Below are 17519 nucleotides of genomic sequence, written 5' to 3' on the forward strand. Positions count from 1 at the left end.
TTAATATGATAGATGATAATAGTTTTAATGACTTTGATTTTTATTTAAATGGAATTGTAACTGAAAAGGAGCAGCTTCCAACGATAAATAGATTAAAAGATGAATTGGATGTGATGATTAGAGACATGACTTGGCAAAATTTAGTAGTTACAGAAAATTCAAAGCAGGGAAGCATAAAGTCATACAAAATAGGATTTGATGCAAGAATTAAAAATAAAATAGAGGAAATACAACAGATCTACCAGAATCTCAATCATTTGAACGTAGTCGGTCATGAAATATTATTTCGAGGAGACCATCTACACATGGAGTGTTCAATTCAAGTTAATACTTTATCAAATAGGATTGATATAGTTGGTGAAGGTATACCTAGATCAATTCGAGGACTAGGCTTGGGATGTAAAATTTATAGAGCAATTTTAGATCATGAAGAATATTTGACTTCAAAAGAAGAGGGTTTATTCGGTAATGGTAAAATTCTTTGGAATAGTCTAAGAAGAAATCCATTGTTTTATACATTTTACTACAATACCAGAGCATTTTGTTTTGCAGCAGATAAAAATCCACAGGAAATTATTCAAATATTGGAGGATCAAATTAATCATCACATTATTACTAATATTTTATGGGATAATGATTTTGTGCGCGAATACCGTCCTTTAATAGAACAATCTAATTTAAGAAGCTTATTACCATAGCTACATGTTTGGTATTTAATTTGAAAATTTTATTACAACTCAGCTTCTAAAAGAAATAAATATGATATTTAGGCCAAATGACATAACAAAAGAACATGTTCTTAAAGCTATCGAAAAGATTGAAAATGAAAATATTCAATTAATACCTCCAACACGATGGGAGACAATAATTAATAATAAAAGCTATCCTCCAAAGGAAGTAATGCGATATGCACATCAAGAAATGAGTGGAGAGAAAGTTTGGAATTATGGAGGAGGAGAATCTACTAACAAATATTTAAAAAGATTCGAATTTCAAGTTGTTGAAATTGAGAATGATCCAAATAAAAAACTTATAAAAGAATATAAAAAATACATAAGTGAAGGTGGTTTAAAAGAAGAGATTTACAAATGGAATTTGATAGCCCAATTTAAAGGAAGACCAAATCCTAATGCGGAAGATTTTTATGAAGAAATTAAAGCTATACATTTTGCTAATTTAATATATCCAGTAGGTCAGGCGGTTATTAAGCATTTAGCTCAAGCGAGAACAGTTCCATATAAAAATTGCTTTAATGTTCTATTTGATCAAGATAAGCCTCTGCCTTATAGAATCAAATATTTTAATGAAGAAACACTGAAAATTTATAGAGAAATAGTGTTTGAAGAAAAGTTTTCACATCATCAAGATGAAAGAACTATGGCAACTTTTTTAACCTATTTTAATCCAGAACAATACACATTTTATAAGCATTCTTTTTATCAGAAATATTGCGATCTTTTAGGAATTAAACCTAGAAAAAAAGGTGAGAAATATGTTCACTATCTTGAATTAATAGATAATTTAATTGATGAATATATAAATGAAGATTTAGAATTAATTGATTTAGTAAGAAGTAAAATTCCTGTTAGTTCCTTTATTGATGTTAATCATAAAATACTAGCTCAAGATATTTTGTATCAGTCTTTAGATGGGCAGTTAGGCACTACTAAAAAGTATTGGCGAATTGGAACAAAAGATAAGAAGCGGAGTTATTGGGAAATAATGAAGAATGGTAATAAGATAGGAATTGGATGGACAGAAATTGGTGATCTGGATAATTCAACTGTAAAATCAAAAGAAGAGGTAAAAAAACTTTTACGAAATGCTGGTTTTTTTAAGGATGATAATTTAAATTTAAGTAAAAAAGCTGGAGAAATTTTTAATTTTTATAGTAATGTAAAAGTAGGAGATGTTATCTTGGCTCAAGATGGAGAAACTATACTTGGTATTGGAATAATAAAAGATGACTATTATTATAATACTGAAGATATTTTTTCACATCAAAAGATAGTAGATTGGAAAGTATTTAATGTCGGTTTTAAAAATAGTCAAGGAAATCAGACTACAGTTTTTCAAGTTACAAATTCAAATATAATTGACAAAGTTGATACTCTTTTAAATCATGAAAATAGGATATTAATGGAAAAGCTAAATAATTTAGAAGATAAACCTTTAAATCAAATTTTATATGGTCCTCCTGGAACAGGAAAGACATACAATACAGTTTTAGAAGCTGCAAAAATTATTTCTGAAATCGAAATAGAAGATTATGATCATGCTTTAGAAATATTTAATAATAATCTAGGTGATCAGATTGAATTTATCACTTTCCATCAAAATTACAGCTATGAAGATTTTATACAAGGTTTGCGACCAGATACAGAAAACGGAAATGCATTAACCTTCGAAAAGAAAGATGGGGTTTTTAAGCGTATTGCAGATAGAGCTTTAAAGAACTTACTAGCTTCAAAGAATCCGAGTACTGCTAAGAGAGATTTTAATCTCGTTTTTCAGGAACTTATTCAACCATTGAATGATGGAGATGTAGAAGAAATTGAAATCAAAATGAAGAAAACTTCTTTTTATATTACAGAAGTTGGAGAAAAGTCTATAGCTTTTAGAAAAAATGTTGGCGATTCAGAGCATACATTGAGTATCAATACTCTAAACAAAATGTATGATAATGGTGTAAATGATATTATTTTAGGTGGATTACAGCCATATTATAATCCTGTTCTGCAATTACTTTTAGAAAAAGGAAAAAGCCATTTAACTAGCGTAGAGGAAAAAAGCTATGTAATTATAATTGATGAAATAAATAGAGCCAACATATCAAGAGTGTTTGGAGAACTCATAACTTTAATTGAAGAGGATAAACGTTCTCATGGTGACATACCAATGAAAGTAACTTTACCTTCTGGGGATTCCTTTACAGTTCCGTCTAATTTGTATATTATAGGCACAATGAATACGTCAGATAAGTCAATTTCGCTATTAGATATTGCTTTGAGACGTCGTTTTGAGTTTATTCCAATGTATCCGATTTATGAAGGACTTGGAAAAACAGTAAATGATTCCGATTTTCTTAGAAAACTTAATGAGGTTATTACTAAACGTAAGAGTCGTGATTTTACAATAGGACATGCGTATTTTATGGGAGAAAAATATTCATTTGAAAAAACAATTAATAACAAGGTAATTCCTTTGTTATTGGAATATTTTATGAATAATGAAGAGGAGGTTATTAATATTTGTAATGAAGCTGGAATTACCATAGGTAATTGGCCTCTCAGATTTATTTCTAGAAATGATTAATCTCTTTGAATACCAAAATAAGGTTTCTTTTCCTGAGCAACACTTCGATAATCTCGAAGAGTTTTTGGATGTGATTTGGAATAAAAGAGAAAAATCTTCATACTACAATGAAGAAGAGAATAGAGAAGAGGTACAACATTTCATTCAGTTTTTGCATAAAGATCAAAAGCTAAAATCTAATAAATTTGTTGGTGTAATTCATTATGAAGAGCAAACAATCAATTTATTACCAAAAATATTCTATCAGGGAAAAGAAACTACAGAAGATGAGGTTAAAGTAATTAACTCTCATATTTTATGGTGGTTGAGCTATTGCAGAAAATTAAAATTCCCAAATTATTTATCAGGACTAAACACTGAAAAAGCTGATTTCTTCGAAATTTTAATTTACCTATTTAGTAAGTACACGAATGAATTATTGAATTCGTCCGTTTATCAAAAATATATTGAAATAGAAAATGAGCTGTCTTTTGTAAAAGGAAGAATAAATTTTCAGGAATATATAAATCAGAATTTAGCGAGGGGAAGAAATCATAAAGTGAATTGTATTTATGATTCTTTTGAAATTGATAATCCTTTTAATCAATGTATAAAATATGTTTCAAAAATGTTGTTGTCTGTATCTAAGGATCATCAGAACAGAAGAAATCTTAAAAACATATTATTTCTATTAGATGAGGTATCAGATTTAAAAATTTCTTCTGAAGAGTGCAAAAGGATACAATTTAATCCGATGTTTTCAGATTTTGAAACGGTGAGGGATTATTGTGTTCTGTTTTTAGAAAATAGTATTTCTTTCAATTATAAAAATGATTTAAAACTATTCGCATTTTTATTGCCAATGGAATATGTTTTTGAAGATTTCATTTTTGGATTCATTGATAAGGAATTAGATAATATAAATCCAAAAGGACAAGTAAAAGGGGTATGTTTAGATGAAGAGAAAAAATTTGGTCTTAAACCTGATTTAGTTTTAGATTTAGGAAATAAAAAAATTATAGCTGATAATAAATATAAAATGGTGTATTCAGATGATAATAAAAAAGGCATCTCACAATCTGATTTATATCAAATGTTAGCTTATGCAATTCGTTTCAAAATCAAAGACATAAAACTGTTTTATCCCAAATCATTAAATTCAAATCAAAATACCTATCACAATTCAATTGTAATGCAGGATGAGTTTGCAGACAAGGAAAAAATATTCATCAAAGCCTATAAGTTGAGTATTATGGATAAAAATATTACTTCTGAATCTCTTAAAGAGTGTAGGTATCTATTTGATAATTTTAAGAATCTTAGAGCAAATCTGATATCCGAATTAGAACTTTGTTTAAAAGATTAATCTAGGGAGCAAAAACCATCATCTAAAATCTATGCTTGAGGTCAAAAATGCAGCTATTATTTTTTGTGCCATCCTGCCCATTAAAAGTTTTTTTTATAAAATTTACATCATTAAAAACTGTCTGCAGACGGGGTTTCTGCTGTTTTTTGTGCTATAATAATGGTGTGTATTTCTTCTGTTAGATCCTTTTTTAGATAATTTTTTCGGATTAGATTTAGATTTTTAAAAGCGTTTGCTTTCAACTGATTTTTTAATTTTTCTAAATTGTGATAATAAAAGTAAGTTCTGTCTCCGGTACTTCCTTTAATAAAACCCGATTTTTCTTTCTCGCCTTCAACAAAACTTAAATACAGTATTCCATTATTATGGAGCAGGTTTTTGCAGTCGCGTATGATTTTTTCCACATCCGATTCTGATAAATAAGGAATACAAAATCCGCATAGGACAGCATCAAATTTAGATTTTATCTGCTCAATTTTTCTACTGTCAATAAGCTCAAATTTGGCACTTGGACAATTTTTTTGTGCTAATTCAATCATATTGGGCGCTATGTCAGTTCCCAAAATTTCAAAATCGGGTCTTTTATTCAGTAAATATTTGGTGATGTTTCCGGGACCGCAGCCGATCTCCAGAATTGCAGCATTATTTTTTGAAAGTAAATCACAAAAAAGGTCATATGTATCATTATACAGATCTAAATCCATAAAAACATCTTCGTATAATTGGGCAATCTTATTCCAGGTTGCAAATGTTTCTAAATAATTATCCATAATTTTTTTTAGCTGACAGTTAGTTAAAACCAAAGATGATTTTTAGGCTAATATAAAAAGTATGATCAATAAAAATAAAAGAACAATTAAAGAAATAGAGGAATAAATAAAAATATTGTGATTTGAAAATTAGTTAATCAAGATTCGTTTTTATTTGAATAGAACAAAAGAGCTGCAGACAAAAATGCGAAACAGCGATAGATTTAAATCCATCAAGATTCCATTTTTGACTGCAGCTCTTATTCTTGAAACAATAAATTTAGCTTAAAACAGCGCTTTCGGTGTAAACCACTCCTTCATAACAAGCGTTATAAATGTCTTTTAAATCTTCTAGACTTGGAACACGAGGATTAAAACCTGTACACGGATCAATTAAGGCATTGCCTGCAATATAATCAAGGTTTTTAATCCAGTCTTCTTTAGAAATTCCGAATTCTTTAAGAGACCCAATATTGTTTACATTTTTTCGAAGTCCCTCAATTGCCTGTGCAAGTCCTTCTGCCGTTTCTTCTCCGATAACTTTTGCAAGTGCAGGATATTTATCTGTAGCCGACTCATTGTAACGAATAACATTTGGTAGGAAAATAGCATTGGCGCATCCGTGAGGAATACCATAAAGCGCACCTACTTGGTGTGACAATGAATGTACAATTCCGAGCCATGCATTGTTAAAAGCAAGTCCCGCCATAAATGAAGCATCATGCATGTTCTGACGCGCCGTAATGTTTGATGGATTTTTTACAGCTTCCTGCAGGTTATCAAAAACAATTTCTAACCCGCCTTTAGACAATACGTCAGCATAATTGTTGTCAATATTAGAAACAAAAGCTTCTACACAATGCGTTAAGGCATCAAGTCCCGTGTTTGATGTAATGTGAGCCGGCATAGAAGCGCAGATTTCACCGTCAACAATTGCGATATCGGGAGTCAATTCATACGATACAATTGGGTATTTTACACCTTTCTCACGATCAGTAATAACAGCAAGACCTGTAGTTTCTGTTCCTGTGCCGCTTGTAGACGGAATTGCAATAAATTTTGCTTTATTTCTAAGTACAGGAACGCTGAAAGGTTTGATTAACGAATCAAAATCAGTTTCAGGATATTCGTAAAAAATCCACATGGTTTTGGCAGCATCAATTGCAGAACAGCCTCCCAAACCAACAATCCAATCGGGCTGAAATTCAAGCATTGCCTGCGCACCTTTTAAACTTGTTGCAGATGACGGATCTTCTTCTACACCATCAAAAATCTTAGTTTCTATCCCTGCTTCTTGTAAAAATGCGACTGCTTTGTCAAGTGTACCGCTTTTTTTCATAGAACTTCCGCCTGTAACAATAATCGCCTTTTTACCTGGAATGTTTTTTAACTCCTCAAGGCTTCCCGCACCGTGAAATACCTCTGAAGCAATAAATAATTTGCTCATTTTTATACTTATTAGTTTATGAAGCAAAGGTAAAGTGGCGCCAGAGGCTGGCTGTTATACAAACAAGACTATGCGTTATAAATTTGCGCCAGTTCCTGCTGCAGTTCGGTAGGCGTTTCTTTGAGTTTGGCTCTTACAAATTTATTAAATGCCGATGGAGAGCTGAAACCTAGATCCAAGGCTATTTGTTTGTGCGAAAGATCAGAAAAAAGAAGCTGTCTTTTTATTTCGGTAAGAATTCGGTTGTGAATGGCATTAATGGCCGTTTCGCCGCAGTGTTTTTTGGTCACAGCATTCAGTTTTTTAGAACTCAGCGCCAGTTTATCAGAGTAATATTGTACTGTGCGTTCGCTTTTATAATGTTCATTGAGCATCTTCTTAAAACGAATGTAGATTAGTTTATCCGTTTCGGTTTCCTGATGTAAAAGCGTATGCTGTCCGTGAACAGATTCTATAAGTCCCAAAAGAAATACCTTGATAAAAAAACGAGCCTGTTCTTTTTTTATAAGGGTAGGAGCGTTATAAATCTGCTGAATTTCGGCAGTGAGTTTCAGACTGTTTTCAAATTCCTGCTGCGAAAGAAAAACGCAGTTTAGGTTTGTTGAAAGATTGACATTATAAACGCTTAATTCATTTTTAAGGATATCAGAACAAAAAAGAACTTCTTCAAATAAAATTATTTTACCCGCTAAATCGGCACTTGGATTGGAGATAAAATGGATCTGATCTGGAAAAATGATCGAAATTTTTCCGCCTTTTAGAAAATGTATTTTATCTTCTATTTGTATTTCAACAGTGCCTTTTTCGATAACTGCTATAAAGAAATGGTCTTTTTTATGCGGCTGCAGATAAGCGGCAATATTTGCATCATTTAAATCAAAAACACGGAAAGACAAATTTTTATCTTCCACTTTTTGAATGTTTTTCTTTATTTCCAGTCTTTTTAAATTCATATAAATGGGAGATTCAGAACAAAAACTTTTTTGGTTCAGGTACGGATTCTTTTTTTAATTGTGGTATGTTTTGGCAGTAAGCCAAGTCTTTTGTAGAAGTATGTATTTTTTGCAAAATTAGTTAAATTTTGATGTATAGCGAAAAGGAAACTCTTTTAATCGGATAGGTTTATTTTAAAATTCTATAAGCTAATGAACTAGATTGAAATAAGACCTAGAATAAAAAGTCTGAATTTTGCAATTTAAAGATTGTAAGCTTTGAATTATTTGCTTTTTAATAGATACTCATCGGCCATTTTTTTTGTCTTTTTATCTAAAAATTTCTCATCATGCATTAATATATCATAGACATCGAAAGAAGCTCTTTTGTAGTTGTATTTATTCGACATTATCAATGCATAATATAGAAAACCATTAAATTTTTGTTCTCCTATATAATGAATCCCTTTTAATTCATTGTACGCTAGAGTATCCCCTTTACTCAGTACAAGGTAGTCTAAGCTGTCCATAAGTTCCTTATTATGTAGTTTTTCTCTAAAAAAAGTTCCTGAATTTTCTGATGAGGTAATTTCACTTGGATTCTTTTTATTACAAGAAAACATTCCACTGCTGATAATAATGATTATAAGCCATTTCATAATTAAAATTTTTTAAATTTTTCCAATAGCGATGCATTCAGAAAGTCTTCGCGAGTGATTTTACGTTTTTTCTTTTGATTTTTTAAAATATGTAAATGTAGGATTTCTTGTTAGATATCTTTCAGCTTTATTTTTCCGTACAAAAGAAGCAAAAAATAGTATGACAAAAAGAAAACCTTCTCAATTCATTGAGAAGGTTTTCTTAAATAAGTTATTCTTGAAAAAAATTAATTACCAAATGTATATCTTAAGGTAAATTGTGCCTGCCATACATCAAACGTCGACGTGTTTTTTTGGAAGGTATCTTTTATCAATGTTTTAATTCCATTAGCATCTGCTTGTGTCGCTAACTGATAAACCGGTACGTTTCCTGCAGTAGTCGAGTTGTAAGCCAAAACATTTGGATTGGTAGCTCTTTGGGTAACTCCCCAGTCTTTATTAATCATGTTGGTAAAGTTTAGAATGTCTGCTCTTACTTGAAAAGAATTCTTTTTACCTTTTATCTTGATGTAGATGTCCTGAGTAACAGAAAGATCTAATCTGTGAAGCATTGGCAGGATAGCAGCATTTCTTTCAGCATACTGTCCTCTTCTCGTACGAAGGTATTTATCTTGATTGATGTAAGCGTCAAATGCTTCTTGTTGTTGTGCCTCTGTATAGGTAGTTACCACATTTGCACCATTTACAAGATTGGTCACTGCTAAGGGAGCGAAACGAACTTCAGAAGCACTGTTTGGAACATACATAAGGTCATTTCCATTTACTCTGTCTCCATTCATGTCTCCTCCGTAAGCATACGTAAATGGATTTGCCTGCTCTCCGATGTAACCTAAGCTTATAGAAGTAGCACCGCCTAAACCTTTACCGTATTCGATTCTGTATCCAAGAACTCCAACAAGTCTATTTGGAGTATTGTTATTTGAAGCTGAAACCTCTAAATCATTATTTCCGTTTACAGATCTTGCACCAGTCCATGAGCCAGATGCGATTGATCCCGGAGAAATTAAATCTGTTGCTTCAGAATGTGTGTAGGCAAAAGATCCCCAAAGACCATTTTGATACGGGTATTCTAATTTGAAGGTAGTAGAGTAGAAGTACCCTTTATCAGAATTGGTTAATACAATACCGTTAGAAACATTGTCATTTACTCTTGTTCCCGCATCATTACGAGAATATCTTGGTCTGTTGTCAGGACCAGCAAATGTTCCTACAGGAGCATCAAAATTTGCGTTGTAATAATCGATCGCATTAATGTTTTTCTGGATGATCCCTTCAACAGTACCTACAAAACCAAAAGGTAGTTTTTGATCTACTGCCATGGTGGTTTTCCAAACCTGAGGATATTTGAATTTTTTGTCTGTAAAAGCCAAATCAAAACTAGTTGGAAGAGTTGGGGTAGCAGGTGTAAAGTAATCTGCAGGTCGAGGTGTAAAACCGTAGCCTCCGGCCGCTAAAGCCGCACCGCTGACGTCAATAAATCCGGTAAGAACACCATTGTTTCCAATTTGGTTTGAAAGGAAAACCGACGGAGCTCTACCTGTAAAAATTCCTGAACCTCCACGTAATATTGTAGAAGCATCTGCATTTAAATCTAAATTGAAACCAATTCTAGGTTCAAATAAATATTGTGGATCAGGCATTTCTCCTGTATTAAATTTTTCTCCATTTGCAAAAGTCATAGCAGTTACAGCTGGGTTTTCTAACGCTGTGTCTGCAAACCAAACTCTTGAAGCTCTAAGACCAACACTTAATTTAAAGTTGTCGCCTAATTTAATTTCATCCTGAGCATACAAATCAAATTTATTAGATTTTAAAACCTGCATAGGTTCCTCACCTCCTGGTAAAGCAGAATATCTGTATTGAAAACGTGCAGGAGAAGTAGCCGTAGCTGAAGAAGGTGCACCTCCATTTGCTGCAGATTGATCGGCAGCAGCATAAAAATCAGCCAAAGAGTTGAAAACATAAACACCATTTGAACCTGAGAAAAACAAGTTACTTGATTTAAAGTATTCAAAATTAGCACCTAAAACAATAGAATGTTTTCCGATAGTCTTAGTCAGATTGTCTGTAAAGTGAAGTGTAGAGTAGCTCAATTTATTACCTTGAGTAAAAGGATCTAAACCAACAGAAATATAAGTTTGAGCTCCATTTTTGATATCAATAGTTGGAAATAATCCACCGCCTTGTAAACCTCTGTCTTCAATCTGTTTGTCATAACCCGCAATAAAGTTATTGTACCATGAGTTTCCAAATTTACTGTTCAATTCTACCACTATAGATCTTGTGTTATCTAAGATCGTATAACCGCTGTTTTTATAAGACATAGCCAGTACGCTTGTTCTTCTGTTTCCAAAACCTAATGAGTTTGAATTTGAAGTCAACTCGTCAGAAGATGAATTATGAAATACATAACGAGCTGTAAGTTTATGATTATCGTTAATATTCCAGTCAATACGAGTTAAGAATTTTTTGGATGTTTTAGACGCATCATAATTTTCCCAAGGTCCTGTTTCATATCCAAATTTATCTTTCATGTAATTTGAAAGTGTCTGCATTTCGGTATAAGTAGGATTCGAAGTCTGCTGTCCTCCAGTTGGAGAACCAGTAGAAGTCCAAGTGGTAGCAGGGCTTGTATTTTCGATAGTTTCAAAATTACCAAAAAAGAATAATTTGTTTTTGATAATGGGCGCCCCTACACGTAATCCCCAAATTTTTTCGTCGAATTTTCCAGGCTTGATAGTTACATCTTTACCAGGATGAGTTCCGATAAAACTCTTTTTGTTATTTCTGAAAGAATTATAAACAGATCCTTCAATTTCGTTTGTTCCGCTTCTAGTTACAGCATTAATACCTGAACCCAAAAAACCAGACTGACGGATGTCAAAAGGAGCAATATTTACCTGAAGCTGTTCGATAGCATCCATAGAAATCGCAGTAGATCCAGTTCTTCCTCCTGCTTGAGATTCAGATCCTAAACCAAATCCATTATTAAAAACAGAACCATCAATAGTAAAATTGTTTAATCTAGAATCCTGACCGCCGAAAGTTCCATTTGCGCCAGCATTAGCATTGTATTTTGTAACAGAGTTTACAGAACGAGATCCTAAAACAGGAACAGATGTAATCTCTCTATTAGAAAACTGTTGAGACGCACCCGTTCTTCCTTTATTAAAATTTCCTTTAGATTTTGTAGAGACCACAACCTCTTTAAGAGCATTTGATTCCTCCTCGATTTTAATGTTTACGGTTAAATTACTTCCCAGTCCGACATTAATATCTGTTATTTCCGAAGTTCGGTATCCTACATAACTTACTTTGACAGTGTAGGGACCTCCGGGTCTTAAACCTTGTGCAGCATATCCGCCATCGTAGTCGGTAGTAGAAAAGTACTTTGTACCCGTTGGTTTATGAATAATTTCTACGGTTGCACCAGGCAGTGCCTCGCCGTTACTTGATTTAACAGTACCGGACATTGCTGAACCTGTTACTTGCGCATGCCCAAATGCTGTTAAAAAAATAATTAAAACAAAAATAATTTTTTTCATTGTTTATGTTATAAGTTTAAAATTTTAGCAAAATTATAACATTCTAAAACCGACATGTTAATGAATTGTTAGTAAAAAGGTATGTTTACTGTCTTTTGAAAAATAACGGTTTATAGGGGATAGGGGAGATTCATTTAAATGATTTTCAAAGAATTCACTCCTAGATATTTTTTATAAAATCGCTTTTTTTGAGGAGTGAATTATCTTAAAAACTTGCTTTAAAATTTTGTGGCAGAAAGGAATCAAGTTCAATTTTTATTGGCAAAAAAAATAACAGCTTTTTAACGATCAGATAGTTTTTAAAACACCTCCATCAGCTCTTAACGATGCCCCGTTTGTTGCAGCCGAAAGCGGACTTGATAAATAAACAGCCAGCGACGCAATTTCGGATGGATCAATAAAACGCTGCAATAAAGAATGCGGATTGGTCTGCTGTATAATAGCACTTTTCATTTGTTCCACATCTATGTTTTGTAAAGAAGCAATATGTTCAATTGTGGAAGCAACGCCGTCAGAATAAGTTGGTCCGCCTAAAATCGTATTCACTGTAACTTCTGTACCTGCAGTTAATTTAGACAATCCATTGCTTACCGCCATCATGGCAGCTTTTGTCATTCCGTAATGAATCATGTTTCCGGGAATGTTTACACCAGATTCACTGCTGATAAAAACAATTCTTCCCGATTTCTTCTCCAGCATTTTTGGTAAAAGTTTTTTAGAAAGCCGGATACTGCTCATCACATTAACTTCAAAAATTCGATACCAATCTTCGTCTTCCAGATTTTCAAAATCTTTCAATTCAAAAATACCAACGTTATTAATCAAAATATCAATAGCGTTTAGTTGATTTAATAAAGCGGTAACTTCTTCCTTTTTTTCAAAATCACATACAATTCCTGAAACTACGGCATCTGGAAATTCATCCTTTAGTTTTTGTACCGCTGCATTTGTTTTTTCTTCGTGTCTTCCGTTTATGATGACTTCGGCTTTTTCATTTAATAATTGTTTGGCAATTGCAAAACCAATTCCTTGTGTCGAACCGCTTATGAAAGCTCTTTTTCCTTCTAATTTTAAATTCATTTTTATTGTTTTTATTTTTGTAATGATTGATACATAAATAGTCAAAAAAATTAGCTGATAACAGCTAATTGCATTTCGATTTGATTTTTTAAGACATTTTTGTCCGGGTACATTCGTCTGAGTGTATTGAGTCCGCACCAAAATGTTATTAGATATCTGCCCAGAATTTCGGGATCTGTTTGTGTTTTTAAGTTTCCTTTTAATTTTTCATTTTTAATTGCCTGAGTAAACATTTGTTCGACCTCTTTTAAAATCTGAACCGCATTGGCTTCCAGATTTTCATCAATAAAAGTCATTTCTACAACCGTATTGGCAATAATACAGCCTTTGAGGTGCTCATTTTCTTCCGAGGAAGCGATACTTCTAAAAAAGTCCTTAATTAATTCTAAGGGAGATTCACTTTTGCTTAATTCAGTTTTAAAAGTATCAAAAGCCAATCGTCGTTCTTCAATCGCTTTCTGGAAAACCTCTTTTTTGCCGCCTTTAAAAGTATTGTAAAAACTTCCGGCTCCAGCTCCGGTTGCTTTTTGCAGATCGCTCAATGAGGTTGCACTGTATCCTTTCTGCCAAAAAACTTCTTGCGCTTTTTTTACAATATTAGCGTCTTCATAGACGGTAGGTCTTCCTCTCATTGTTTTTATTTTTGTAATGATTGATACAAAATTAAATAAAAATAAGTTTACTCCAAATTTTTAAAGCAATTTTTCTTTTTTAATTAAAAGATTGTCTGAATTGCAGGGGAGTTAAATTGGTTTTCTTTTTGAAGAGTTTGCTAAAGGACTGTGCATACTCGAAACCTAATGAATAAGCGATTTCATTTACGCTTAAACTTGATCCGGCAAGTAATTGTTTTGATTTTTCAATAAGATGATTCTGAATGTATTGCTGAGCGCTTAGACCTGTAATGGTTCGGAGTAAATCGCTCAGATAATTGGAGGAAATATTGAGTTCCTGTGCCAAGTACTGAACCGTTGGAACGCCTTTTAGAACTCCGTTTTCATGATCAAAATAGTCCAATAAAGTTTGATCAATTCTGCTTAATAAATCATGATTTGACGTTTTTCGGGTAATAAATTGGCGGCCGTAGAATCTATTAATATAATTGAGCAGTAAATCGAGATGCGAAACAATTAAATCCTGGCTGTAATGATCGATATTGTTTTTCAGTTCATCCTGCATTTGTTTTAAAAGACCAGAAATAATTACATCTTCCTTGTCAGAAAGATGTAATGCTTCGGCAATTGAATAAGAAAAAAATCCGTAATTGTGTATTGTTTTTCCTAACGGATAATTTCGGATTAAATCTGGTTTAAAAACCAGCATAAAACCAGTTACCGGATTGTCATTGGTCTGTGTAACCGAAAACACCTGATCGGGTTTGGTCAAGGTCATCATTCCTTCATCAAAATCGTAATCACGCTGGCCGTATTTAAATTTTCCGTTAATGCCTTTTTTTAAGGTAATACAGTAAAAATCATTCGTAAAATGTTTCCAGATATCGCTGTGTTTGTAGCTCAGCAAAGCAAAATCAATTACACTCACCAAAGGATGATCTGGTTTGGTAAGTGCAAATAACTGATGCAGTTCTGAAATGCTTTTGATTTTATGTGGAAACGATTTTTTCATTGCAGCAAATTTACGAATTAATCGAAATTAGTCGAGAACGAAAGCTGTTTCCACGTTTCCATTTCCTGCGCTTCATTTTTTCGGTGTTCTACAATCGAATTATAACTGTCGTTTCCTAACGGAAGATGTACGGGCGGATTTGGCAATTCAGTAACAGCAAGCAGGACTTTGGCAAGTTTCTTTGGATCTCCGGGCTGGTTTCCGTCAAAACTTTTGAGCACATTTACATGTTGTTCTACATTGTAAACAGCTATTTTATTTTTGGCTTCCGCCAAAGTGCTGTCGCTCATAAAGCTGGTACGGAACATTCCCGGAGCGATTGCAGTAACTTTGATATGAAAAGGTTTTACTTCCTGAGCCAATGCCTCCGAAAGTCCGATGACAGCAAATTTTGCAGCGTTGTAACTTCCCGTATTGGCGTAACCGATATAGCCCATATTGGATGCGATATTTAAAATATGCCCTGATTTTTGCTGACGCAGAAAAGGCATTGCGTTACGGATTACGTTTACGGTTCCCAATAAATTGACGTCCATTGTTTTGCGGAATTCTTCATCACTGATTTCTTCAATACTTCCAACCAGATAATAACCTGCATTGTTTAATACCACATCAATTTTTCCGAAAGTATCAATTACGGTCTGAATCGCATTTTTTACTTCATCATCCTTTGTAATATCAACCTGAAGCGGAAGGAAATTTTCATTTGGATTCCCAATATTATCAATTAATTCTTTGAGATTTCTGGAAGTGGCGGCAACTTTACCGCCGTTTTTTAAAACTGCATTTACGGTTTCAAGTCCCATTCCTTTTGATGCGCCGGTAATAAACCATACTTTTTGAGTGCTCATAATTTTGTATTTTAATTATAAAAGCAAAATTCAGGAAGTTATGGCTCTAAAAAGTGTTCGAATTCAGGATTTATGTGTTCAGATTAAATTGTTTTCTTTTTTAATCTTCTCTTTAAAATGGTTAAAGATGTTTAAAATTCGCCTTAGCTTTTTGTGGCAGAAAAGGTATGGAGTTCATTGGACACTGCGCCACGAATGCGCCATAAATTTTTTGATTGTTTTTATAAATATTAAAAAGCGCTATAAAAGACAAAACCCTGAAAATCTTATGATCTGCAGGGTTTTCCGTTTGTTTTAGGCTTTTTTTGTAAACTTTGAAAAGTCTCTTTTTAAGCTTTCAGCGGAGAAAGAGGGATCAGAACCTAAACTCCGCATCCCGCTCTTATACTGCATTTCTAATATTTTTTTATGTTCTGCGCCACGATTCTGCCACGAACTTTAAAATGTGCTAATTTAGTATGTAATACCTTGTTTGTTAATTGGTTATGATTCTGGTTTTTTTAATATTACAAAAATACATTTTTTTATAACATAATCAATTTCTTTTGCAGTTATTTGTATTTGTGATTAATGTGAATAGATAATTTAATGCTGCTTCCGATTTTTTTATTGTATAGCAGATTATATGCTTTTGAATATAAAAAAGCGTATACTTTTAAGAATATATGCTTTTGCATATAAAGAGGCACACTTTTCTTAAAGTCATATATAAAACTGCAATATTTACTGCTTTAGGAGTAAAAGAGCCTTTTTTAATTTCATTTTGAATCCTCTGAATTTTCAAAATACATTTTTTACTGCTAAAGCAGTAAAATTATTAATACTTCAAAATTTGGAGATTTTTACCAGTGTCATAATTTTCTTAAAATAAATAATTGTATTCCAATACTTCTTTTCTACTGGAGCTTATATGCTTTAAATCTAATGTAAAAACTTAAAAGTTAAATAAATAAAAAGGTCGAGTGTGACAAATGATACAGATAATCCCATTTTCGACAATTACTTTAGCATTGTTTATAGTGAGATTTGTTTTACAGCTTGATAGCCTAAAATCATTATGGCTAATTGTTGGACAGAAACTTCTGTCGGGAAAAAATCAGAAATAATAATTTATTTAAATGACGAAAGCCAAGACCTCTGAAATTTTAGATAATTTCTTTAAGCTCGATAAGAGGGTAAAAAAGATTGAAAACTTATTGCTCTTAAATGATTTTCAGAGTAATCAATCATCGTCTGAAAGATGTAAAAGCTCTTATAGTAAAAGTGAGCTTGCAATTCTTTTTTATATCCTAATGGATGAAGGTCTTTTATTTTTTGATCCATCTGATGTGAAAAAAAATCGAATCAGTATTCAGGAATTTCTAAGTGAAAATTTTACATATAAAAATAATGAAGGAGTTCAGAAAAAAATAACTAGAATAAGCAGACAGTTTTCTGAGTGTAAAGGTTATACTTATAAAGAGAAACAGATTAAATTTTTAGATGATTTGATTGGAATATTAATGGAGAGGAAAAGAAAGCTTGAGAACTGGTAGGCCGAGGATTAGAAAATTTATAACATTAACGAATAATTCAATTATGACAAAGAAGGAAAAGAGAGAGGCTTTTATAATGGAGATTAAAAATATTATAGATCCTTTAATGCTAAAACTGGAAGTGATCGATTCAAAAATCAGTAAAGGGAAAACCTTGAGACCTGCCTATTACAGAAATGAAGATTTAAAAAAGATATTTGGGCTGTCTAATAATACTATTATAAAATACAGGCAGACTGGGATTCTTCCGTATACCAAATTGGGAGATATATTTCTATACGACAGTGTAAAGATTGAGGAAATTCTACGTGAGAATAGTATTTGAATGAATCTTTTTTTTAACAATGATATAGATTAGCAGGCTTTCTTTTCTGGAGTCTTGATTCTACAAGAAATAATAATAATATGGATATAAACAGAATTAATATGCTTCAG

Annotated in this window: 14 protein-coding genes; 5 read left to right on the forward strand and 9 right to left on the reverse strand. The window is 32.5% G+C overall.

Features of this window, described 5'->3' with window-relative positions:
- The first annotated feature begins 5 nt into the window (after positions 1-5).
- From C4F50_RS00355 to C4F50_RS00365, 3 genes are all read left to right on the forward strand, one after another.
- The gene (locus tag C4F50_RS00355) at positions 6-698 is read left to right on the forward strand and encodes a hypothetical protein (protein ID WP_193844457.1); all 693 of its coding nucleotides are present in this window, start codon (positions 6-8) and stop codon (positions 696-698) included.
- 61 nt (positions 699-759) lie between these two features.
- Entirely contained in the window at positions 760-3315 is a 2556-nt protein-coding gene (locus C4F50_RS00360) for an AAA family ATPase (RefSeq protein WP_193844458.1), read from the forward strand.
- Complete coding sequence (locus C4F50_RS00365) at positions 3308-4660, forward strand: McrC family protein (protein ID WP_193844459.1); 1353 nt, start codon at positions 3308-3310, stop codon at positions 4658-4660. The genes C4F50_RS00360 and C4F50_RS00365 overlap by 8 nt, the downstream gene beginning before the upstream one ends.
- 110 nt (positions 4661-4770) lie before the next feature.
- Here C4F50_RS00365 and C4F50_RS00370 read toward each other — a convergent pair whose 3' ends face one another.
- The 9 genes from C4F50_RS00370 to C4F50_RS00410 all read right to left on the reverse strand — a co-directional run bounded on the left by C4F50_RS00370 (position 4771) and on the right by C4F50_RS00410 (position 15549).
- The gene (locus tag C4F50_RS00370) at positions 4771-5430 is read right to left on the reverse strand and encodes a class I SAM-dependent DNA methyltransferase (RefSeq protein ID WP_193844460.1); all 660 of its coding nucleotides are present in this window, start codon (positions 5428-5430) and stop codon (positions 4771-4773) included.
- A 259-nt stretch (positions 5431-5689) separates the two neighbouring features.
- Complete coding sequence (locus C4F50_RS00375) at positions 5690-6856, reverse strand: iron-containing alcohol dehydrogenase (RefSeq protein WP_193844461.1); 1167 nt, start codon at positions 6854-6856, stop codon at positions 5690-5692.
- Positions 6857-6924: 68 nt separating this feature from the next.
- Positions 6925-7809 (reverse strand): AraC family transcriptional regulator, encoded by an 885-nt coding sequence (locus C4F50_RS00380; protein ID WP_193844462.1) that lies wholly within the window; start codon positions 7807-7809, stop codon positions 6925-6927.
- Between the two features lie 263 nt (positions 7810-8072).
- Positions 8073-8447, reverse strand: a complete 375-nt coding sequence (locus C4F50_RS00385; protein ID WP_193844463.1) for a hypothetical protein — start codon at positions 8445-8447, stop codon at positions 8073-8075.
- Positions 8448-8674: 227 nt separating this feature from the next.
- Positions 8675-11992: a TonB-dependent receptor gene (locus C4F50_RS00390; protein WP_193844464.1), complete on the reverse strand. Its 3318-nt coding sequence runs from the start codon at positions 11990-11992 to the stop codon at positions 8675-8677.
- Positions 11993-12280: 288 nt separating this feature from the next.
- Positions 12281-13072: an SDR family NAD(P)-dependent oxidoreductase gene (locus C4F50_RS00395; protein WP_193844465.1), complete on the reverse strand. Its 792-nt coding sequence runs from the start codon at positions 13070-13072 to the stop codon at positions 12281-12283.
- Between the two features lie 50 nt (positions 13073-13122).
- The gene (locus tag C4F50_RS00400; protein WP_193844466.1) at positions 13123-13704 is read right to left on the reverse strand and encodes a TetR/AcrR family transcriptional regulator; all 582 of its coding nucleotides are present in this window, start codon (positions 13702-13704) and stop codon (positions 13123-13125) included.
- Between the two features lie 79 nt (positions 13705-13783).
- Entirely contained in the window at positions 13784-14698 is a 915-nt protein-coding gene (locus C4F50_RS00405; RefSeq protein WP_193844467.1) for an AraC family transcriptional regulator, read from the reverse strand.
- A 17-nt stretch (positions 14699-14715) separates the two neighbouring features.
- On the reverse strand, positions 14716-15549 hold the full coding sequence (locus C4F50_RS00410) for an SDR family NAD(P)-dependent oxidoreductase (RefSeq protein ID WP_193844468.1): 834 nt from the start codon (positions 15547-15549) through the stop codon (positions 14716-14718).
- Positions 15550-16667: 1118 nt separating this feature from the next.
- Between C4F50_RS00410 and C4F50_RS00415 the strand changes: the two genes are divergently transcribed.
- Positions 16668-17084 carry a hypothetical protein gene (locus tag C4F50_RS00415; protein WP_193844469.1) on the forward strand — a complete coding sequence of 139 codons (417 nt, stop codon included), beginning with the start codon at positions 16668-16670 and terminating at the stop codon, positions 17082-17084.
- Between the two features lie 43 nt (positions 17085-17127).
- A complete protein-coding gene (locus C4F50_RS00420; RefSeq protein ID WP_193844470.1) occupies positions 17128-17409 on the forward strand; it encodes a helix-turn-helix domain-containing protein in 282 nt (93 codons plus the stop codon).
- Positions 17410-17519 lie beyond the last annotated feature (110 nt).

The organism is Flavobacterium hungaricum, assembly GCF_015182285.1.
GTDB classification, from domain to species: Bacteria; Bacteroidota; Bacteroidia; order Flavobacteriales; family Flavobacteriaceae; genus Flavobacterium; species Flavobacterium hungaricum.